The organism is Flavobacterium sp. K5-23, from assembly GCF_023278045.1.
In the GTDB taxonomy this organism is placed as follows: Bacteria; Bacteroidota; Bacteroidia; order Flavobacteriales; family Flavobacteriaceae; genus Flavobacterium.
The window spans coordinates 1,268,528-1,291,685 of the sequence record NZ_CP056783.1; the positions used below are offsets into that span (position 1 = coordinate 1,268,528).

The window sequence follows — 23,158 nt, forward strand, 5'->3', positions numbered from 1 at the left end:
ATTACTCCTGAATCGATTCTAATATCATTTCTTGATATGGTATTATCGTTTCAAATCCTCTTTCTTTAAAATAGGAAGTTGGATTATCTTTAGAAAGAACCATCACAAAATCACCTCCCCAGGCGCCAAGACTTTTTATTGTGCCAACAAAATCTGGGAATAGAGCTTCTTTAACGGTTTCTATTTCTAATATTGCACTCATCACTGCCTCGTGTTCTTCCATTAGCCGCGAAAATTGTTCAGAGGTTGTACTGTTTAAAGCGGCGTGTGTTATTTTGTCAATAGTTAGTATGCTTTTATCAATATTCTTTTTATTAGAATTATGATAGGAAGTGATTGCAGTTTTGCTGCTCTGTTTTTTGTTTAGATAAACAAAGTAGATGTTTTTGGTGAATTTAGGGTTGAATTCCAGTTTTTCAACTATTGGTCGGCCTTCTTCAAGATGATACAAAATAGGGCTGTTGTTTTGCGCACATGCAATGTCATAACCACTGCCTCCAAAACTATTATAAAGCAGTTCAAATGCATCAACAGCTGTCCATTGAGCAATATTGTTTACTAAGGTGGAAGAGGTGCCTAATCCCCATTTTTTAGGAAAACTTAATTCGGTTGTGATTTTATAGCCGGATGAAGTATTGATAAATTCGGGATTCAGTAAATAAGCTTCATTTAAAATGGTAGTCAAGGTTGATTTTAACGTCTCGTTTTCGGGTAAGTTTTTTTTCGAAATAGCATCAAAACTGATGCTGTCTTCAAACCATATACTGCCGTCAGAATCATAACTTTTCCATTGAATTTCTTTATTTGTTCCTTCTTCAATAATCAGGTTTTGTCCAAATTTTGTAGGTAATGCAAATGACTTAGCTCCATCTAGAACTAGATATTCACCTGTGATTAAAAGTTTTCCGTTACTGTAAAATGTCTTTTTCATTTATCCTGAATTTATTCAGTATTTGTATTTTTAAAAGCGAGAGTACTTCATCATCTCTTTATAAAGTCTTTTTTGATGAGATTTAATCGAAAGCGAAGCGAAGTAATTTTAATTATTTTCTTAAATTCTCGATAAAACTCACAACTGAACTGTGTGAAACTATATGAAGTTTGAAATGTTTTTGAATTAAAACACGTTCGTCATCATTAGTGTTAAATTGGTTCAAGATATTATTCAAGTGCATTTTCATATGCCCGTCTTGAATTCCAGTTGTTGTCAACGAACGCAAAGCCGCAAAATTTTGTGCTAGTCCGGCAACAGCGACATATTGCATTAATTCCTTTGCCGTAGGGTTTTCAAGCATTTCAAGCGATAATTTAACTAGCGGATGTAAGGTTGTGAGTCCGCCTACTGTACCCAAAGCTAGTGGAATTTCCAACCAAAAAGTGAAAATGCCGTTTTCTATTTTTGCATGGGACAGACTTGAGTATTGACCTGATTTTGCCGCATAAGCATGGATTCCTGCTTCCACAGCGCGGAAGTCATTACCAGTTGCAAGTACAACGGCATCTATTCCGTTCATAATGCCTTTATTATGGGTAACTGCTCTAAATGGCTCTACTTCTGCAATTTGAACTGCTTGAACAAAACGCTCCGCAAAATCTTGTGGATTTGTAATGTGCTTTTCCTGTAAATCTTCAATTGGGCAAGACACTTCGGCTCTTACTATACAATTTGGGACATAATTAGAGAGGATGCTCATTACTACTTGAATGTTTTTCTCCGTTTCTAAAAACAATTCATAGTTAAGTGCTTCTTCTTTCAAAGTCTTGGCAAATTGCTCCAAACAGGAATTTATGAAATTAGCTCCCATACTGTCTTTAGTTTCAAATGTGGCATGTAGCTGAAAGTAATTAGGAAGTAAATCTGTTTTGTCTTTTAATACAATTTCCAATATTCCTCCACCACGTTTTTGCATGTTTTTAGTTATGCTTTCCGTATCCTGAAAAAACTTGGATTTTGATTGTGCAAAAAACAAGGATAGTTTTGAAACGTCTCCTTTATATATAAAGTGAACTTGTCCTATTTTTTCAGTGTTTAAAACAGTGGCTTTAAAACCGCCACGAGTGGACCAGAATTTAGCCGATTTAGAAGCGGCAGCGACAACTGAACTTTCCTCAATTGCCATTGGGATAGTTTTATATTTGCCATTGACAAGGAAATTTGGAGCTACTCCTAACGGAATGTAGAAATTTGTTATCGTGTTTTCTATAAATTCATCGTGTAGTTTCTGTATTTTTTCGTCAGTGTTCCAATAGTTTTTTAATAATGCTATGGCTTCTGAAGGAGTTGAAAAGTATTCTTTTGCAATCCAGTTTATTTTTTCTTCTTTGGATAATTTAGAAAATCCAGTAACAGCGTTATTCATTCTCAATAGATTATACGATAATTAACCGCAAAGATACTGATTTAGCCCTTTTGTATACTATTAAATAATCCGCATTAAAGGGTGCTTAAAATTACTGTTATTAATATTTAACAGATAAAATGTCATTTAATTGTAAAATTTTCACTAAAATTGGTCTCTTTTTTACATATAAAACAATAGCATGAAGTCTAAACAATTTTCGGTCTTATTTTTATTTTTATGTTTTACGGTTTTTGGTCAACAAAAAATCACGGTAGAGCAAATTTTTACTGGTGCTATGCGTACTAAAGGGATGGATAAATTGCAGTCCATGAAGAATACAAATCAATATACTGTATTGAATCTAGACAGATCTTCAGGTACTACTCAAATTGATTTGTTCGATTTTGCTACTCTTAAAAAAACAAGCACACTTATTAATACGAAAGAACATAAGGACTTGCCAAAGATTGATAGCTATACTTTTGATGCTTCTGAGAAAATGATTCTTTTAGCTTGTAACACAAATCAAATTTTTCGTCATTCATTTACTGCGGATTACTACTTATATACAATTGGAACAAAAAAAGTATCTAAATTGTTTGATTTTCAAGTTCAAGAGCCAACATTTTCTCCAGATGGTAAAAAGATAGCGTATGCAAAAGATAAAAATTTGTATGTATATGATTTAGAATCTAAAAAAACAACTCAAATAACTACTGATGGAAAGAAGAACGCTATAATCAATGGAATTACGGATTGGGTTTATGAAGAAGAATTTGCATTTGTAAAAGCATTTGACTGGAGTGCTGACAGTAGAAAAATAGCTTACATCCGTTTTGACGAAAGCCAAGTTCCTGAATTTTCTATGTCGGTTTTTGGAAAGGATTTGTATCCAAAAGTTGAAACATTCAAATACCCAAAAGCAGGTGAAAAAAACGCCTTGGTTTCACTACATATTTTTAATGTTGATGTAAATAGTACAAAATCTGTTAATCTGGGTAAATACAATGATTTTTACATTGCACGAATGAAATGGACTAATGATGCAAATGTATTATCAGCACAAGTTTTGAACCGTCACCAAGATAATCTGGACTTATTATTTATTGACGGAACGACTGGAACTTCAAAAGTGGTTTTGAATGAAAAAGACAAAGCGTATATTGATGTAACGGATAATCTTACTTTTCTAAGCGACAATAGTTTTATCTGGACGAGTGAGAAAGACGGTTTCAATCATGTTTATTTATACGATAAAAACGGAAAACTAAAGAATCAAGTTACTAAAGGAAACTGGGAAGTTACTTCGTATTACGGTTTTGATGAAAAAAACAATACCATATTCTATCAATCTACTGAGAATGGTTCTATTAATAGAGCTGTTTATAGTATTGCATTAAATGGTAAAAATAAAAAAGTGTTGTCAAATGAAGTAGGTACTAATGGTGCTACATTTAGTCCCAACTTTCAATACTATATTAATACTTTCTCCAGTGCTGTACAACCTACTCGATATTCTTTAAACGAATCGAAGTCAGGAAAACAATTGCAAGTGATTGAAGACAATGCAGTATTAGCAACAAAATTGAAATCGTATGATTTGCCAGCAAAAGAATTCTTTGTTTTAAAAACAGAAAAAGGGAATGAATTGAATGCGTGGATTATTAAACCAAAAGATTTTGATCCTTCAAAGAAATATCCTGTTTTTATGTTTCAATATTCTGGTCCTGGATCTCAACAGGTTGCTAACAGCTGGGTAAATGCTAATGATTATTGGTTTATGATGTTGTCTCAACAAGGATATATAGTAGCCTGTGTTGATGGAAGAGGAACTGGTTATAAAGGCGCCGATTTCAAGAAAGTTACTCAAAAAGAACTTGGGAAATACGAAGTCGAGGATCAAATCGATGCCGCTAAAGTGATTGGGAATTATTCATTTGTAGATAAAACTAGAATTGGTATATTTGGCTGGTCTTATGGTGGATTTATGGCTTCAAATTGTATTTTGAAAGGAAATGATGTTTTTAAAATGGCAATTGCCGTGGCTCCGGTTACCAATTGGAGATTTTATGATAGCATATACACGGAGAGATATATGCAAACACCTCAAGAAAACGCAAGTGGTTATGATGAGAACTCACCTATCAATCACGTTAATAAATTAAAGGGAAAGTATCTTTTAATTCATGGAAGTGCTGATGATAATGTTCACGTGCAGAATTCGATGCAAATGATGGAAGCTTTAATTCAAGCAAATAAGCAATTCGACTCTCAGATATATCCAGATAAAAACCATGGAATATCCGGTGGAATGACAAGAATACAGCTGTACAACAAGATGACTAATTTTATCAAAGAAAATTTATAATTATAAATGAATAATACTAGTCCAACGTTAGAAGAAATTCAGAATTTTGAAGGAAAGTACCCAAAACAATTGTGGTATTTGTTTTTAGTTGAAATGTGGGAACGTTTTTGTTTCTACGGAATGCGTGGCGTTTTAACCATATTTATGGCAGACCAAATTTTAGGTTTGGCTTTGTCTGATAAAGAAGCAAACTTAAAATACGGTGCGATCCAAGCTTTTGTATATGCTTTCACTTTTATTGGAGGTATTTTTGCCGATAAAATATTAGGATTTAAAAAGTCATTGCTTTTTGGGGGAATGGTTATGATTCTAGGGAATCTTATCATTGCATTTTCTCCACAAGGCTTTTTCTATTTAGGAATTACTTTGACTATAATTGGAACAGGTTTCTTTAAGCCAAACATTTCTTCAATGGTTGGTGAGCTCTATAAAGAAGGAGATAGCCGTCGTGATGCCGGTTTTGGATTATTTTATTCAGGGATTAACATTGGTGCATTATTAGGAGGAGCTCTTTGTGTTTATTTAGGAACAAGTCCTGACTATGGTTGGAGTTACGCTTTTTTATCTGCCGCAATTGTGATGGTAATAGGAATGATAACCTTTATAATGACTAAGAAATCCTTAGGTCCAATTGGAGATTCTCCGCTTTTAAATCTAGATGCATCTAAAAGAAAATTTAGCGAAATTGCCGTTTACGTGGGTTCGTTAATTAGTATTCCCTTGATTTTTATAATGATAAAAAACACGGATTATACGGATTACTTCATGTATACCATTGGGCCATTAGCAGTTTTATATTTCCTTTATGAAACTTTTAAAGAGAAAGATATCGCGTCACAAAAGAAATTGATGGCTGCATTTATTTTCATTCTTTTCTCCGTTGTTTTTTGGGCATTTTTCGAACAAAGCGGCGGTTCTTTAGCGCTATTTGCAAAAGACAATCTACACCATAACTTATTGTTTTTTGAAATAAATCCAAATATTGTTAACAATACTTCAAATTCATTATTTGTAATTATTTTCAGTCCAATAGTAGGATTGATTTGGCTTGCAATGGCAAAGAAAAAAGTGGAACCTAATACGGTTATGAAATTCGGTATAGGTTTCTTGTTTTTAGCTGCAGCATTTTACACTTTCTATTATACGCGATTTTTTGCTGACATAGAGGGATTAACTTCTCTTAATGTATTTACATTTGCCTATTTAATAATTACTTTTGGCGAGCTTTGCCTGTCACCAATAGGATTGTCTATTATGACAAAATTATCGCCAAAAAGATTATCAGGTATGATGATGGGAATGTGGTTTTTGGCAAGTGCTTATGGTCAGTATGCTGCGGGTCTTTTAGGAGCTGGAATGTCATCTCCTGATGAAAACGCATCTTTAATTACAAGATTACAAGGCTATACTGATGGCTATTATCAATTAGCATTATATGCTTTGATTGCAGGTTTACTGCTAATAATAGTTTCGCCACTAATCAGAAAATTAATGCAGGAAGTTAAATAACCAACAATACAATTCTAATCTAAAATTAAATTATGTCTAAAACCAACGCAGTGGATCATTCAACATCGAATTTATTCGGTCATCCAACCGGATTATTTATATTGTTTTTTACAGAAATGTGGGAACGTTTTTCTTATTATGGAATGAGAGCTTTGTTAGTGTTGTATATGACAACAGAAACAATAGGTGATGCAAGAGGAGCTGGATTAGGATGGACTAGTCAAGAGGCTTTAGCTTTATATGGTTGGTATACTATGTTAGTTTATGTAATGTCAATCCCTGGAGGAATGATTGCCGATAAATTATTAGGTCAGAAAAAATCAGTTTTATTAGGAGCTGTTATTCTTTGTTTAGGTCACGGAGTATTAGTGTTTACACAAACTTGGGCATTTTACACCGGTTTAGCTTTAGTGATTGTTGGAGTTGGTTTGCTAAAACCAAATATCTCAACAATGGTGGGTGGATTATATCCACAAGGTGATATTAGAAGAGATAAAGGATTTAGTATTTTCTATATTGGAATAAATACAGGTTCATTGTTAGCAACTATGGTTATTGGTTTTGTTGTTGCGCAATGGGGATGGCACGCTGGATTTGGTCTAGCAGGTATTGCCATGGTTTTAGGACTTGTGGTTTACGTTTGGGGACAAAAATTTTTAACGCATGTTGGTAATCTAGAAGTTCAGGATACAACTGCAGATGATAGCGCTTCTTATGGTCGTCTTTTCAAAGATTTACTTTCGTCAAAAAAACAATTAATGTTTACGGTTGTTTTTGCAATACTTTCTGTTATTGGATGGGTTAACTTAGGGTGGGGCTTTGGTTTATTATTTTTGTTTTTGACAATTATATCTGCCTTAATGATGATGATTTATAAAGAATTGACTTCTCAACAGGACAAAGATCGTTTTGTGGTTTTATTACTTTCTTTTATTATGGTAATTATTTTTTGGGGAGCATTCGAACAAGCAGGTGGTTTGATGAATTTATATACAGATACTAAAACAGACAGAATGTTATTGGGTTGGGAAATCCCAACAGTAATGTTTCAAAGTTTGAATGCTGGATTTATTATTCTTTTTGCTACTCTAGTTGCATCTTTCTGGGCGAAACGAAAATTGAAAGGAAAAGAAGCTACTTCTATCTTTAAAATGGCAACTGGTATTATTATTATGGGCTTTGGGTTTTTATTCATGGTTTTTGCAGCTATGGAATTTGAACAATCTGGGACTTCAAGTATGATATGGTTAGTTTTGGCTTATTTATTTCACACTATAGGAGAGCTTAGTTTGTCACCAGTGGCATTATCATTTATCACTAAACTTTCTCCAGTAAAATATGCGTCATTGATGATGGGTGTTTATTTTGCAGCGACAGGTTTAGGAAACAAAGTTGCAGGTTTACTTGGTGAGGCGGCAAGTGATTTAGGGGAGTACTCCATATTTTTAGGAATATTGGTATTTACAATCGTTGTAGGTTCTCTGTTTATTTTATTGCTTAAACCATTAAAAAGATTAACTCACGGTGCTGAGGATAACGAAAAATAATTATTAATCCACAATCAATATTATAAATAAATAATTAAATATATGAGTCAAAATACTACTGATCAGTTTTTTAAGAGCACAGTTCTAGGCCATCCGGCTGGGTTGTTCGTCTTGTTCTTTACAGAAATGTGGGAACGATTTTCATTCTACGGAATGCGTTCACTATTAATATTGTTTTTAACAGCTTCTACCCTTGATGGTGGTTGGGAATGGACAAGAGAAAATGCATCTGCACTTTTTGGTTCTTATGTTGGATTAGTTTATTTGTCAACAATGCTTGGAGGTTACTTTGCTGATAAGGTAATCGGTTTTAGATGGGCAGTTGTTGTTGGTGCAGGATTGATGACCTTAGGACATGCTTCTATGGCTATGGAAACTGAATTCACAATCTATTTAGGATTAGTTTTATTGGTTTTCGGAAATGGTTTCTTTAAGCCAAACATGACTTCCATAGTATCTGAAATGTATAAAGACCGTCCAGAGAAAAAGGATGGAGCTTATACTTTGTTCTATATGGGTGTAAACGCTGGAGCTTTCTTCGGAATTTTACTTTGTGGTTACCTAGGAGAAAAAGTAGGATGGAGTTATGGTTTTGGATTAGCTGGTATCTTTATGTTTTTTGGAACATTACAATTTTGGTTGTCTCAAAATATTTTTGGAGATATAGGTTTAAAACCTACAGCTGAAAGTAAAGCAAAATCTGAAGCTGCTGATACTGATAAAAGAAACCCTTTTACGACTATCGAACTTGGGATTATTGCTGTGTGTGTAACTCTTGGTCTATTATGGATTATAAACGATCCTGCTTCTAAAATTTCGGGTGGTAAAGTAAATATCTTCGGATTTTTAGGAGAAAACGGAAATAACATTGCTATCGTTTCGGCTTTACTTTTGTTTATTGTTTTACTTGTTACTCGTTTGATGAAATATTCAAAAATCACAAGAGACAAATTGATTGCAGTTACATTTTTTGCATTCTTGACAATCTTCTTCTGGGCTATTTTCGAACAATCGCCTAACAGTTTGACAATCTTCGCAAGTGATTATACTAATCGAGTATTGGTTGGGAATTGGAGTACCTTTTTCTTGATTATGAATACTTTGATTACAGTTGTGCCATTGGCAATTATAACTTGGGTATTGTTTTTATTATTCAAACAAACATTTAAAAATTATGCAGTTGCAAATATTATCCTAAGTATCAGTTTTGTGATTATTTGGATAATCGCTTTGTGGATGATTTCTAAAGATTTTTATACTGCTGGTTATTTATCTTTATCTGATAGTACATTAGCATTTTTGAAAATAGAAAAAGTTACAGTTGCTATAACTGAGGTTCCTGCTACTTGGTTCTCTACTTTAAATTCTTTATTTATAATTTCATTAGCACCATTGTTTTCTAAATGGTGGGAAAGTAAATACAATCCATCTGCAAATATTAAATACGGAATCGGGATGCTTTTGTTAGCATTAGGAATGGCGTGTGTTGCTTTTGGTGCTATGGGAATTGAGCCAGGCGCTAAATCAGCTTCAGTAAGTATGATTTGGTTAATACTGGTTTATTTATTCCATACTATGGGTGAATTGTGTATTTCTCCTGTTGGACTTTCTTATGTGAGTAAATTAGTTCCTGCAAGAATGATTGCATTTATGTTTGGAGTATGGTATTTAGCTGTAGCTATTGGTATGAAAGGTGCAGGTAAATTTGGTGAGAATATTGATAAAATTGCTAATGAGCATGGATTAAGTTACTTCTTCTGGATGTTAACAATTATATCTGTTATTGTTGCGTTGTTTTCAATTGTAATGTCACCAGTTATTAAAAAATTAATGCACGGTGTAAAATAGATGACATTTAATGGTATTGTTTTTGTTTAAATTTGCCTAAAATTAAGATTTATGAAAAAAGTATATTTTATATTGATATTCTTTACTGGAGTTATTACTTCTCAAGCACAGGATTTAGTTTGGCATACAGATGTAAACAAAGCGATTACGGTTTCTAATAAAACTAAAAAACCATTAATGTTGTTTTTCACGGGAAGTGATTGGTGTGGATGGTGTATTCGTTTGCAAAAAGAAGTTTTGAAAACTCCTGAGTTTACAAAATGGGCTAATGAAAACGTTGTACTGGTAGAATTAGATTATCCTAGGAAACCATACCAAACCGAAGAGATTAAGAAACAAAATGGTCAATTGCAACAAGTTTTTGGCATACAAGGGTATCCAACAGTTTATTTTACAAACACTTCTAATAAAGACGGCAAAGTTAACTTTGAAGGATTGGGAAGTACCGGTTATGTTGCTGGAGGACCATCAGCTTGGTTGGCAGTAGCCAATGGAATTATTAAAAAGTAATACTATTAATTCAGTTTATAAAATCCCTTTTCACCGGTTGCGTGAAAAGGGATTTTTTGTTTATCGCAACTTGCTTTCCATTTCTCTTGGATGTATTTAAAGTTAGTTGCATCGGCTACCACTATTTTTGGTTTTACTGTTTCTAACAAACGGTCTATATTTATCCTTGGTGACTGAGTGATTAAAAGAACATCAGGATTGATGTCTTTTGGATAAACACAAAGACTGTCTATTATTAGGATTTTATTTCCTTTGAAAAACAATAGATTTTCTAATCTTTGTGTTGCTTTTATCGAACTGAAATTTCCAACTAGATATGAATTTAAGGTGTTATTTTTTTTGCTGGTTTTTATAATAGTGTCTGATGAAATTAGCTTTACATTGTCCGCTTTTCTTTCAACAATTATAGTGTTTCTTTTACTGTTGAAAACGATTAACTCTTCTTGTTTTTCTATTTTCCATTTGTTATTTATAAATGAAGATTGAATAAATAATATGGATATTAATATTGCCCCCAATTTGTAATAACTTGGTTTTTTAAACCATATGGTTACTGTAAATATTAATAAATAGAAACTGATGAGTAAGTAGTTGTTAAATGGAATATCCTTAATTATGAATTGTTCGAATGAGGCAATGGTATTAATTATTTTGTTTAGAAAAAAGATGCTCCATTCCAGTGGTTTGATTATTAAAAGAGGAACAGTTCCAAATGCGGCCAATCCCATAATCACAACTCCAAAGATCATTATCAAACTCAATAAAGGGATAACGATTAAATTAGTCACAAAAAACAAACCCGGGAATTGATGGAAATAAAATAGACATATTGGTAACGTGCCTATCTGCGCTGCAAAGGAAACGGTAAGTATTCCCCAAATGTATTTTAAAACAATATTCTTGGGCTTCCATATTTCGGATAATAAAGGTTGGAGCCAGACAATAAAAAAGACAGCGATATAACTCAATTGAAATCCAACATCAAACAGGAAAGAAGGCTGAATTAGTAATATCAATAATATTGAAACTAATAAGGTGTGATAGATATTGACGCTCTTTCTTAAATGGCTTCCAATGGCCACAAATGAAAACATAGTAACTGATCTCACTACTGAGGGCGCTAAGCCTGCCACTAAGCCAAAAAGTGACAATGAAGCCAATATCATGCTTAGTTTTATAAATGATCCTTTACGTGTATTAGGTATGGGTTGAAGAATAAAGTTTAGAAAAAGCAGTATGAAACCAACGTGCAATCCGGATACCGATAAGATATGGATGGCGCCTGCATACTGATAATCCTGCATTATCTCAGAGGACACATCCTGCTTTTGTCCCATTATCAAAGCTATGGCTACATTTAATTCGGTTTTATTAAATCCGCTTTTTTCTAAGTTATGTGTGATTCTCGTCCTGATTCCTGAAGCGTAATACCAAATATCTTTCTTAAGTTCTGATTCTATTATAATTTCATTATAGTCGGCATACAATTGCCCATAAATTTGCTTTTTTTCCAAGTATTTGCCGTAATCAAATTGGTTTGGATTATTTGGAGGATTGTTTTTGTGAAGGATTTCATTAATGTGTAACTGCGTACCAGTTTTAATTCTCTTGTTTGAACTGCTTTTCGGAATGTTTAGAAGTATTCTTCCGCTCTGTTCTTGTTTGTCAATATAATTAACAATGGCAATATACCGATCGTTATATAAGGTGCTTTTTAATTGCTCTCTTATTGTTACGGATATTAAATGAGGTTTTTCGAAAATAGTTTCACAGTGGGTGTAATTGCTTTTTTGGTAATAATCAGTGTGAGCAATTTGGGTAAAACTCCCAATAATAAATGCAAGAATATAAGTGCTTATACCAAAGAGACTCGTTTTGTTGGTTTTTTTTCGAACAAATAAATAACTCAAACCAAAAGCAATACTTGAAAGGGAAAGTAAGACTAAAACAAAGGTTGGATTGGGTTTTAAATAAAAGCTAAACAATATGCCTAGGACAAATGCTATTGTAATTCTTGCTAATGGGAATTGCAGTACTTTCATAGTTCTAAAGTACTGCTTTTTAATGAGAAATAACTTGGTTTTTTTGCTATGCTTTCTCTTCTGTTTTTCGAATCTAGTTTAAGATTCTATTCAATTGTGCAAAGGCATTCTGAAAATAGGTTTCTTTTAAGGACGAAATCATAACGCCACGAGACGAAGAGGAATGAATGAATTTCACATCGTCTTCAGTTACATCTACTACCATTCCTACATGATTGATTTTTTTTCTTCGGCCGGTTTTAAAAAACACTAAATCGCCTTTTTTTACTTCTTCCTTTTCCTGGTCTATGATGAATCCAACTTTTGATTGTTTGTAGGAGGTACGTGGTAGGTTTATATCGTGGGCATCAAAAATAACACACATTAAGCCAGAACAGTCAAAACCTGATTTTGTTGTCCCTCCCATTCTATAACGAACACCGATGTTTTCTGATGCAGTATTGATTAACTCTTCTATGAAATTGAGGTCTTCTGCATTTTTAATTTTTTCTTCAGGCTCTGATATGATTAGCTCCTTTTTTTTCTTTGCTTTTTTTACTTTGACGAGTTTTCTTTGTTTTTTTACAACTATTTTTTTGTCATCAGGAGGGCTGTAAATTCCCTTGTCAATGGCTTCTTTTTTTGAAGTGACGATGGATGACGTGGGTTTGCATGCTGTAAAGAAAATAAGGGCGAAAAGTAAATAAATGAATTGTTTCAAAAGATTATATTTTTTGGTAAGCTTAATGATTTGTATTTTGTTTGAGATCTGCCACGATTAATTTTGCAGTATTTTCACTGGCTCCAATACCGCCAAGTTTTTTTTCTAGAAGATCATATTTTTCCAAAAGTGACTTCCTGTGGTTTGGTTCCAAGATTTTATTTAGTTCTATTCTAATGTTTTTTGGATTGAAATCATCCTGAATTAATTCAGTAACGACTTCTTCGTCCATAATTAGATTTACTAATGAGATGTATTTCAGGGTAATAATGCGTTTTGCTATTTGATAGGAAGCCCAGCTTCCTTTGTAGCAAACAACTTCCGGCACTTTGAAAAGAGCTGTTTCCAGTGTGGCTGTTCCTGATGTAACTAAGGCCGCTGTTGCATTTCTCAATAAGTCATAGGTTTTATTCGAAATGAATTTAATGTTTTCATTCGAAATAAAACTTTCATAGAAAACGTATTCTTGACTTGGAGCTCCTGCAATTACAAACTGATAGTCCGGGAAGTCTTTTACAACACTCAGCATAACGGAAAGCATTTTTGTGATTTCTTGTTTTCTGCTTCCTGGAAGTAAGGCAATAATTGGCTTTTCATTTAATTCGTGTTCTTTTCTAAAAACAGGGGGATCAATAAGTGGCTGATTATGGATGGCGTCAATTAAGGGATGACCCACAAATTCCACTGGAAAATTATGCTTTCCTTCGTAGAAATCTTTTTCGAATGGAAGAATCACATACATTTTGTCCACATCACGTTTTATATCAGCAATACGGCTTTCTTTCCAAGCCCATATTTGAGGAGATATGTAATAATGGGTTCTAATGCCACGTTCTTTAGCCCATTTTGCAATGCGCATATTAAAACCTGGGTAATCAATAAATATAATAGTGTCAGGTTGAAATTTAGCAATATCAGTTTTGCATATTTTGATGTTACTTAAAATAGTCTTTAGATTAAAAACCACTTCGATAAACCCCATAAAGGCAAGTTCGCGATAATGCTTTACAAGCGTTCCTCCAACATTTTTCATTAAATCACCTCCCCAAAACCGAATGTCAGCATTGCTGTCTTCTTTGTAAAGGGCTTTCATTAAATTAGCTCCGTGTAAATCTCCCGAGGCCTCTCCTGCAATAATGTAATATTTCATACGGTTGTATTTTTATAAAAAACTGCTGTATTAAGTTAGTTATGGAGTGAATTTGGTTTAAATAAATAAAGTAATAACAGTCATTATAATTACTGCTAACACCACTCCTCGAGCCATCATTTCTTTATTTAATTTGAGTAAAACTGCAAATAAAATTAAATTAGGAATAGAACCCAGGGTTATTATTTTACCTAAATATCCTTGTGCTTTCATTGTTTTGATTCCAGAAACACAATCAAATTCTGTAAAAATAGTTATAAATAATAAACTCCCTATTATTGACACGGTTATTCCTAACACAAAACCTTTTATTAAATCGATTTTATTCATTCCACTTCCAAGAGTTTAATTGTTGAGTTGCATGATAAGCAGTCAAGTCAAATTGAACAGGAACTACAGACACATATCCGTTTTCTAGAGCCCATTCATCAGTATCTTCTCCTTTGTCCTGATTTACAAATTCGCCTGTTAACCAATAATAATCTCTTCCTTGAGGCGTTTTTCTTTTGTCAAATTTTTCGGCCCACATTGCTTTCGCCTGGCGACAAATTTTAATTCCCTTAATATCGTCGAATTTTAGTTTCGGAAAATTCACGTTTAAGACAACTCCTTGAGGCAGACTGTTTTCTAATACTTCTAAAGTAATTTTTCGAATAAAAGGCTTGATAGTTTCAAAATCAGCATTCCAGTCATAATCAAGTAGGGAGAATCCTATAGCCGGAATTCCTTCAATACCCGCTTCTACCGCAGCACTCATTGTGCCGGAATAAATTACATTTATGGATGAGTTAGAACCGTGATTTACACCAGACACACATAAATCAGGTTTCCTTTTTAGGATTTCACTCACAGCAAATTTCACACAGTCAACAGGTGTTCCTGAACAGCTATATTCAGTTATTTCATCATTGTCTTTAGAGATTTTGTTTAAAAACAAAGTGTTATTAATGGTTATTGCGTGTCCCATTGCACTTTGAGGAGTATCAGGAGCGACTACGATAACTTCACCTATTTCAGCCATAACAGCAATTAGTGCACGGATTCCAGGAGCTGATATACCATCATCATTAGTGACTAAAATTAAGGGTTTAACTTTCTTCATTTATAGCGTGTTTTATTTAGTGTTTGTAAACAGTTTAAGAAATATTTTATAGTATTGTTTTTTTAAACCGTACTATTTCAGTATATTATGGTTTTGTGCTATTTGAAATAATAGCAGGAATTTGTTTGTTTTGAATTCAATAGCAAAGAAAACAAAATTATTCAAAATGAATCATTAAAGACAAAACAAAAAACATTTTATATCTTTAACAAAAAATTATGCAGACCTTATAAATGTTGGCATTATTTTTACAGTAACTTAGTTTAAAAATAGATGAATACCATACTTAGCTTTATGAAAAAACATATTAAAATACTTCTATCAGTTGTTTTAGTTTCGATTACGTTATTTGCTTTTAATATAAATTCGAAAAAAGAATCTGATCCAGAAAAAGATAAATTACTGTTGGAAATACTGACATTTGTTATTGAAAAGGGACATTATAGTCCTGCTTTGATTGATGATGCTTTTTCTAAAGGAGTTTACAAAGATTATATTGAAGCCTTAGATCCTTCTAAGCGTTTCTTTTTGCAGTCAGACATTAAAGAGTTTTCAAAATATGAAACGGAATTAGACGACCAGTTGAATCATAAAGACTTGTCTTTTTTTAATCTTACTTATGAACGTTTGATGAAAAGAATGGAAGAAAGTAAAAAGATTTATAAAGGAATTTTAAGTGTTCCTTTTGATTATAATGTAGACGAAAGTTTCGATACAGATTATGAAAAAGCACCTTACTCTAAAAATTTAGCTGAACTGACAGAAAGATGGCGTAAACAAATTAAATTGTCTGCACTTTCTTCTTTGACGGATCGTCTTAAAGCACAAGAAAACATAGCTAAAGGAATTGTGAATGACTCATTATCTGGAACAAAATCAGATGTGAAAGTTGTTGTAGAAAAAGATTTGGCGAAAAATAAAAAAGGGGACACTACGGTTAAAACATTCGAGGAAATTGAAAAAGAAATTCGTGTTACAGCACAGAAATCCTTGGATGATTATTTTGGTTTCATGAATGATTTAGACAAGGACGACTGGTTTTCTGTTTACATTAATTCTATAACTGCTCGTTTTGACCCACACACTAATTATTTAGCCCCTGATGAGAAAGAACGTTTTGACGTGAGTATGAGTGGTACATTAGAAGGTATTGGAGCGCGTCTTCAAAAGAAAAATGATTACACTGAAATTTCTGAACTTATTTCAGGTGGTCCTGCTTGGAGAGGTAAAAAACTGGAAGCGGGTGATTTAGTTATGAAAGTTGCTCAAGGGAATGATGTGCCTGTTGATATTGTTGGAATGCGTCTTGATGATGTAGTTAAAAAAATAAAGGGACCAAAAGGAACTGAAGTTCGTCTTACTGTTAAAAAAGTAGATGGTACGATTGCAGTAATTTCTATAATTAGAGACATTGTAGAAATCGAAGAAACATATGCAAAGTCAAGTATTGTTGAGAAAAACGGACTAAAGTATGGGGTTATTTATTTGCCTAAATTTTATATCAATTTTGAAAACAAAGACGGTAGGGATGCAGGTAAGGATATTGCTAAAGAAGTTGAAAGGCTTAAAGAAGCTCAAGTAAATGGAATTGTATTAGATGTAAGAGATGATGGTGGAGGTTCTTTATCTACTGTTGTTGATATTGCAGGCTTGTTTATAGAACAAGGACCTATTGTGCAAATAAAATCAGCGGGACGAAAAAAAGAAGTTTTATATGATAGAGACAAAAAAATAGAGTGGGATGGACCATTGGTAATTATGGTCAATAGTTTCTCAGCTTCAGCTTCAGAAATATTAGCAGCCGCCATACAAGATTATAAAAGAGGGGTAATTATAGGAAGTAAACAAACCTATGGAAAAGGTACCGTTCAAAATGTGATTGATTTAAATCAATTTGTTCGTAATACTGAAATGGGTGATTTTGGCGCTTTAAAAACTACTACTCAAAAATTTTATAGAATAAATGGAGGATCAACTCAACTGGAAGGAGTGAGCAGTGATGTTGTAATGCCGGACAGATATGCTTATTTGAAAATGGGGGAACGTGATGTTGAAAATGCAATGCCTTGGGATAAAATTGATGCAGCTGAATATACAGTTTGGAAAAATAATAATTTCAATCAAGCTATTTCAAATAGTAAAACTAGAATAGCTCAAAACGCACATTTTCAATTAATAGAAGAGAACGCCAAATGGATTGATAGTAGAAGCAAAGAAAATACTTATAGTTTAAATATGGAAAAATTTAAATTAGCTCAAAATTCAATTGAAGAGAAAGCAAAGAAATACAAACCTATTTTAGAATATAAGAATAATTTGAAATTTTCATCATTACCTTATGAAGTAGAACAGATGAAACAGGACGGGGTTTTAAAAGAAAAAAGAGATAGATGGCACGAAGGTTTAGCTAAAGACATCTATGTTGAAGAAGCTCTTAACGTGTTAGACGATTTACAGACTAAAGGTTCATTAAACAATAGTATGAATGTAAAAGTTAAGAAAGACAAATTAGTAAAATCATAGTTTGATTCTATAATATTCCAAGAATAGTTAAAACGCTCCAGATTTTTTGGAGCGTTTTTTTTATAAAATAAAAAATGTAGTTGCATTGATGGCATTTACATAATTATCATTAAATAAAATTTGTAAAATGAAGTGTTCAAAAATCATTGTATTTTCTATTTCTTTTATAGGAATGGTATTTATAAGTTCTTGTAAAAAAGACAGCAATTCGAATGAAATATTTACGTCCGATTCTACTTCAGTTTCTTATAGTTATCCAAATGAGCAAGTAGCACATAATATTACTTTTGATTATTTACCTACATCAACGACAAACCAGATTATAAATCATAAATATTACACGCTATCTTATAGTGAAAAAGACGAACAGCCTGAATGGGTTGGCTATGAATTAAAAGCGAATTATATAGTAAATAATAATTTCAAAAGACCCTATTTTATTGATGACCCAAAAGTTACCACGGGTTCCGCTGATTGGAGGAATTATAAAAATTCCGGTTACGATAAAGGACACTTATGTCCTGCCGCCGATATGGAATTTGATAAAAATGCTTATAATGAAACGTTCTACACCTCTAATATTTCTCCTCAAGATAGAGGATTCAACGGAGGCGTTTGGAATCGCTTAGAGCAAAAAACGCGATATTGGGCCTCAATGTATGATGGCGTATATGTTATTACCGGAGGTGTCTTGAAAGGGAGTTTAAAATCTATAGGTAAAGAGAAAGTTACAGTGCCTGATTACTTTTATAAAATACTTTTGGATAATTCCAATGGTAAGTATAAAATGATAGCGTTTTTAATGCCTAACAAAAAAAGCGAAAAGCCTTTGTATTCTTTTGTAGTATCCGTTGATAGTATCGAAAAGCTAACAGGAATAGACTTCTTTCCTAAATTAGAGGATAAGCTTGAAGATAGTTTAGAAAAAAACGTAAGTTATAATTTGTGGCTTTTTAATTAATTAAGTTTATCAGCATTATTTGATTACCACTCATTTACTTTATTGGCATCCATTTTAAGGAAAATAAACAATAAAATCGTAAATCCCCATAATCCTGATCCTCCGTAAGAAAAGAAAGGCAATGGCACTCCAATTGTTGGGAATATACCAACAACCATAGCTATGTTTACAAAAAAGTGGACAAATAATATTCCAGCTACACAATACCCGTAAACCCTGCTGAATTTGGTTTTTTGTCTTTCCGAAAGATAAATAATTCTTAAAAGTAAGCTTACAAACAGTGCTACGACTACTAGAGAACCTGCGAATCCCCATTCTTCACCTACAGTTGTGAATATGTAATCCGTATGTTGCTCAGGTACAAAACCACCTTTAGTTTGTGTTCCTTCTAGAAAACCTTTACCTATCCATCCACCAGAACCTATTGCGATTTCAGATTGATTTGTGTTGTAACCGATACCTTTTAAATCTACTGTTTTACCTAAAAGGATATTGAAACGATCCCTGTGATGTTGCTTGAAAATATTTTCAAAAACATAATTTACTGACAAAACAAATCCGGATATAAGAACAAAAACCATACTGCTTCCCACTATGTTTCTATCAGCTAATCTTGATTTCAAATGAACGATAAGAATAACAAGTAGTGCTAAGAGTATTACATATTGAGGTTCTAAAACTAGCGTTAATACAAAAAGAAGGATTGCCGAAAAGCCCGTCCATACATACCAAGCCGGAAGACCTTCGCGATATAATACAATAATAAATGTACTGTAAATCAATGCGCTCCCTGGATCCGGTTGTGGTAAAATAAGCATTACAGGTAATAACACAATAGCAAGCGCCTGTATCTGTCGGTTAACATCTTTTAAATTAATCTGTGTATCACTGAGGTATTTGGCTAAAGCCAAAGCGGTAGCTGCTTTTGCAAATTCCGATGGCTGAAGAGTGAAACTTCCAAATCCATACCAACATCTTTGTCCGGCAATGGTTTTTCCAAATATAAATAACCCAGCCAGTGACAATAATGAGATTCCGAAAATGATAGTTGCGTATTTTTCGTAAAATTTACCATCTACCGCAAGAACGATAAATATTAAAGGAATGGTCAATAAAATGAATATCAACTGTTTTTGATAAGTGTTCTCTATTGAAGAAAAGGAGGAGGAATAGATGTTAAGCCACCCCATTATCACTAATAGACTATAGATAATGACACAAGTCCAGTCAAGATTTTTCTTTACACTTTGGTTTTTCATTTAAATGAATGTCTTTTAATTTGTTTTTGTTGTGTCAATTTTTACAGCTAAGTTTTTTTTCTTAGACAAACTATCTTTTGGAGTTGTTTCAATTGCGTTAGCTTCTTTCATTCCTCCTAGAATTGCATAGCGATCTCTTAAACTTGTATTTAATATTCTTTTTTCTAAATCAACTCGCGTGATTGTTTTTCTTAAGTGCTTTTCTATCATTAAACTGGCAATTGGTCCCGCTATCGTGGCCCCATATCCTCCGTTTTCTACTAGAATGGCTATCGCTATCTTTGGGTTATCCTTTGGTGCAAAAGCGACAAAAATAGAGTGGTCTTTTAATTGAACTCTTTTTCCGCCTATTTTGGCAAAGTTTTCAGCTGTACCTGTTTTTCCACAGATATCAATTCCGGGAACATTTAAACCTCTTGCTGTCCCGTGATTATAGACATCAAATAATCCTCTAATCATTGGCTTGAAATATTTCTTGTCAATGGTAGTCTCGTGTTTTTCCGAGAATTTAGGGTCTATTTTACCTCCTTTAATTTTTTTAATGATGTGAGGAGTGAAATAGTGACCTTCATTGGCTACGGTAGCCATCATATTGGCTAATTGAATAGGCGTCATTAACACTTCTCCTTGTCCAATAGAATTTGACACAATTGTAGTGCTTCGCCATCCTCCGTTTGGATAAATTCGTTTGTATGTTTTAGAATCTGGTACATTTCCTCTTTTCCCTGTTGGTAAATCGTAACCCATAAAATCGCCAAGTCCAAAACTTTTAACGTGGTTGCTCCATACATCTACTGCGTAAGCTGGTTTCACATATTTATTGATAGTTCGCATATAAACTGTTGCGAAATAAGTGTTGCAAGAATTATAAATACCATTATTCAAACTATGAGGTCCAAAACCGTGGCATTTCATAAAACGTCCTCTAGCATAACTAAAACCATGGTGACACATAAATGATGTTTGTTCGTCAATTACCCCTTCTTGTAATCCTATTAATCCAGTTAATATTTTAAACGGGGAACCAGGCGGGTATTCAGCAAGTAGCCCTCTATCATAAAGTGGCTTTGCAATTGAATCGCGATACAATAAGGTATAGTTTTTTGATCGTTGTCTCCCTACAAGTATTGAAGGGTCGTACGAGGGAGCGGTAACAAGTGCTAATATTTCGCCTGTTTGAGGTTCGATAGCTACAATACCACCTCTTTTATTTATCATAAGCTGTTCTCCATATTTTTGAAGTTCGGCATTAATAGTTAAGTAGATGTCTTCTCCTTGTACTGCAATAGTATCGTATTTCCCGTCTTTATAAGAACCTATTTCTCTGTTGAATTTGTCTTTTTGAATGTATTTTACACCTTTAATTCCGCGTAAAATCTCTTCGTAACTCTCTTCAACACCTTGTCTTCCTATTAAGTCTCCACTGTTATAATATGGGTTTTTCTCAATAAGTTTTTCATTAACTTGGGTGATAAACCCAAAAATATTAGCGCCATAATCTACTTCATAATCACGTAAAGAACGTTTTTGAAAATAGAAACCTTCAAATTTTCGTATTTTTTCCTGGAATGCGGCAAATTCACTTTTGTTTAGTTGCGGTAAAAAAACAGATGGTAAACGAGGACTATAAACTTTCGCTTTAGCTATTTTCTCTATATAATCCTCTTTTGTAATGTTTAGTAATTCACATAACTCAAGGGTGTCGATGGCTTTTAAATCTCTTGGGATAACCATTATATCATAAGATGCCTGATTAGAAACCATTAGCTTTCCATATCGGTCAAAAATATAACCTCTTTCAGGGTAGTCGTATTTTATTTTGATTGCATTGTTTTCTGATTTTAATTTGAAGGTGTCATTAATAACCTGCAAATAAAATATGCGTATTACAAGCAAGGTAGCTGCAACAATGATTAAGGAAGGCAGCAAAAGTTTTCTCATCTCTATCTTTTGTTAGGCTTGATAAGGTAAATTATAATTATACAGCTTATTATTGTAAATACCGTACTTAATAATGTACGAATTAATATATCTAAAATGAAGCTAAATTGAAATGCTTCAAGTATGAATAATGTAAAATGATGTATTATAACTGATAATAATATGAACGAAAATCGTTCAGGTGTTAATGAATCAACTATTTTAATAGTTTGGTATTCATAACTCAAACCAAATGAAAATTTAAAGATATATGGTCTAAAATAGGCAAGAACTAAACAAGCTGTTGTGTGTGTTCCTCCTGAATTAGAAAATAGATCCATAACAATACCAAGCAAAAAGCTTGCCAATAAAAGACCGGATTTATTTCCGTTTACTGGATATAATATGATAAACAATATATATGGGAAGGGTAATAAGAACCCCATAAAGTTCATATTGTTGAAAATAATAATTTGAACGGCTAACAATAAGATGAACCGAAAAATATTGACTAACAAAGTGCTATTCATCTTTATTCCCTTTTTCTAATTTATTAATTTCATCACGATCTTTACTTTTTATGATATAGACATGGCCTAAATTAGTCATGTCATTAAATAATTTTATATCAAGTGTGTAGTAATTGGTTTTATTGTCAATGTATATTTTATGGATGGTTCCAATGTTAATGTTTTCTGGAAAAATAACTGATTGCCCTCCAGTCACAATTGTGTCTCCTTTTCTGACAGAAGCAAGTCTAGGAACATCTATAAGCTGAACAAATCCAGTGCTTTTTCCATTCCAATTCAGTGAACCAAAATGGTTTGATTTTTTGATTTTAGCATTGATTTGTGACTTGGTGTTCAAAACACTTACCACAGTGGAATATCTCAATGATGTGTTGTCTATAATCCCTACAATACCAAGGTTGTTTATCACTCCCATATCAGATTTGATGCCTTTTAACGATCCTGAATTCAGTGTTAAATAGTTTTCATGGACATTATAGGAATTGCGAATTACTTTAGCCACTACGATATCATTGGGTAGTTTAGCTTTGTCTTTTTCAAATTGTGTAATTGCAATACTATCTTTAGAGTTAAACAACATACTTTTTAATCTTGCATTTTCAACTGCAAGCGCATCGTTTTCTGTTTTAAGATTCAGGTACTCATTGATAGCATTTACCCTTTCGTAAACTCCGCCACTTAAAAAATTAGCAGAACTGATTACTTTACTTCTGTGAAATGAGTGCGACTGTATTGTGAGCAATAACGAAATGCTTATTAATAGCAAAAACAGTAGTCTACTACTGTTTTTGTATATAAAATTAAATATTTGCTGCATTTCTTGTTTGGTTATTTTGTTTCAGGATAT

General features: G+C 33.0%; 18 protein-coding genes. 7 read left to right on the forward strand and 11 right to left on the reverse strand.

Translation table 11 applies throughout. The features are described from left to right. Position 1 precedes the first annotated feature (1 nt). Positions 2-931, reverse strand: a complete 930-nt coding sequence (locus FLAK523_RS05625; RefSeq protein WP_248907435.1) for a GYDIA family GHMP kinase — start codon at positions 929-931, stop codon at positions 2-4. Between the two features lie 112 nt (positions 932-1,043). Then, entirely contained in the window at positions 1,044-2,360 is a 1,317-nt protein-coding gene (locus tag FLAK523_RS05630) for a hydroxymethylglutaryl-CoA reductase, degradative (protein ID WP_248907438.1), read from the reverse strand. Positions 2,361-2,541: 181 nt separating this feature from the next. On the opposite strand from FLAK523_RS05630, the gene FLAK523_RS05635 reads away from it, so the two are divergent. The 5 genes from FLAK523_RS05635 to FLAK523_RS05655 are packed head-to-tail and all read left to right on the forward strand — an operon-like array spanning position 2,542 to position 10,124. After that, complete coding sequence (locus FLAK523_RS05635; RefSeq protein ID WP_248907440.1) at positions 2,542-4,710, forward strand: S9 family peptidase; 2,169 nt, start codon at positions 2,542-2,544, stop codon at positions 4,708-4,710. A 6-nt stretch (positions 4,711-4,716) separates the two neighbouring features. After that, positions 4,717-6,219, forward strand: coding sequence for a peptide MFS transporter (locus tag FLAK523_RS05640; protein ID WP_248907443.1), 1,503 nt, complete (start codon positions 4,717-4,719; stop codon positions 6,217-6,219). Positions 6,220-6,251: 32 nt separating this feature from the next. Then, entirely contained in the window at positions 6,252-7,766 is a 1,515-nt protein-coding gene (locus tag FLAK523_RS05645; protein ID WP_248907445.1) for a peptide MFS transporter, read from the forward strand. Between the two features lie 42 nt (positions 7,767-7,808). Beyond that, positions 7,809-9,614 (forward strand): peptide MFS transporter, encoded by a 1,806-nt coding sequence (locus FLAK523_RS05650; RefSeq protein ID WP_248907448.1) that lies wholly within the window; start codon positions 7,809-7,811, stop codon positions 9,612-9,614. 51 nt (positions 9,615-9,665) lie between these two features. Continuing rightward, entirely contained in the window at positions 9,666-10,124 is a 459-nt protein-coding gene (locus FLAK523_RS05655; protein ID WP_248907450.1) for a thioredoxin family protein, read from the forward strand. Positions 10,125-10,129: 5 nt separating this feature from the next. On the opposite strand, the gene FLAK523_RS05660 is transcribed toward FLAK523_RS05655, so the two are convergent. From FLAK523_RS05660 to surE, 5 genes are all read right to left on the reverse strand, one after another. After that, complete coding sequence (locus FLAK523_RS05660) at positions 10,130-12,166, reverse strand: ComEC/Rec2 family competence protein (RefSeq protein WP_248907452.1); 2,037 nt, start codon at positions 12,164-12,166, stop codon at positions 10,130-10,132. A 73-nt stretch (positions 12,167-12,239) separates the two neighbouring features. Next, complete coding sequence (locus tag FLAK523_RS05665; RefSeq protein ID WP_248907454.1) at positions 12,240-12,866, reverse strand: C40 family peptidase; 627 nt, start codon at positions 12,864-12,866, stop codon at positions 12,240-12,242. Between the two features lie 22 nt (positions 12,867-12,888). Then, positions 12,889-14,016, reverse strand: coding sequence for a lipid-A-disaccharide synthase (lpxB, locus tag FLAK523_RS05670; RefSeq protein ID WP_248907456.1), 1,128 nt, complete (start codon positions 14,014-14,016; stop codon positions 12,889-12,891). 57 nt (positions 14,017-14,073) lie between these two features. Beyond that, a complete protein-coding gene (locus FLAK523_RS05675) occupies positions 14,074-14,346 on the reverse strand; it encodes a hypothetical protein (protein ID WP_248907458.1) in 273 nt (90 codons plus the stop codon). After that, positions 14,339-15,118, reverse strand: a complete 780-nt coding sequence (surE, locus tag FLAK523_RS05680) for a 5'/3'-nucleotidase SurE (RefSeq protein ID WP_248907460.1) — start codon at positions 15,116-15,118, stop codon at positions 14,339-14,341. The genes FLAK523_RS05675 and surE overlap by 8 nt, the downstream gene beginning before the upstream one ends. Before the next feature lie 273 nt (positions 15,119-15,391). Between surE and FLAK523_RS05685 the strand changes: the two genes are divergently transcribed. Both FLAK523_RS05685 and FLAK523_RS05690 read left to right on the forward strand, forming a co-directional pair. Next, a complete protein-coding gene (locus FLAK523_RS05685) occupies positions 15,392-17,641 on the forward strand; it encodes a carboxy terminal-processing peptidase (protein WP_248907462.1) in 2,250 nt (749 codons plus the stop codon). A 127-nt stretch (positions 17,642-17,768) separates the two neighbouring features. Then, positions 17,769-18,602 (forward strand): DNA/RNA non-specific endonuclease, encoded by an 834-nt coding sequence (locus FLAK523_RS05690; RefSeq protein WP_248907464.1) that lies wholly within the window; start codon positions 17,769-17,771, stop codon positions 18,600-18,602. Positions 18,603-18,625: 23 nt separating this feature from the next. Here FLAK523_RS05690 and rodA read toward each other — a convergent pair whose 3' ends face one another. Genes rodA through mreC form a run of 4 tightly spaced genes read right to left on the reverse strand, consistent with a single transcriptional unit; the run spans position 18,626 to position 23,128 of the window. Then, entirely contained in the window at positions 18,626-19,861 is a 1,236-nt protein-coding gene (rodA, locus tag FLAK523_RS05695; protein ID WP_248907466.1) for a rod shape-determining protein RodA, read from the reverse strand. Between the two features lie 15 nt (positions 19,862-19,876). After that, positions 19,877-21,802 carry a penicillin-binding protein 2 gene (gene mrdA / locus FLAK523_RS05700; RefSeq protein WP_248907468.1) on the reverse strand — a complete coding sequence of 642 codons (1,926 nt, stop codon included), beginning with the start codon at positions 21,800-21,802 and terminating at the stop codon, positions 19,877-19,879. Positions 21,803-21,804: 2 nt separating this feature from the next. Beyond that, positions 21,805-22,311 carry a rod shape-determining protein MreD gene (locus FLAK523_RS05705; RefSeq protein ID WP_248907470.1) on the reverse strand — a complete coding sequence of 169 codons (507 nt, stop codon included), beginning with the start codon at positions 22,309-22,311 and terminating at the stop codon, positions 21,805-21,807. Continuing rightward, entirely contained in the window at positions 22,304-23,128 is an 825-nt protein-coding gene (gene mreC, locus FLAK523_RS05710; protein ID WP_248907471.1) for a rod shape-determining protein MreC, read from the reverse strand. The genes FLAK523_RS05705 and mreC overlap by 8 nt, the downstream gene beginning before the upstream one ends. Positions 23,129-23,158 lie beyond the last annotated feature (30 nt).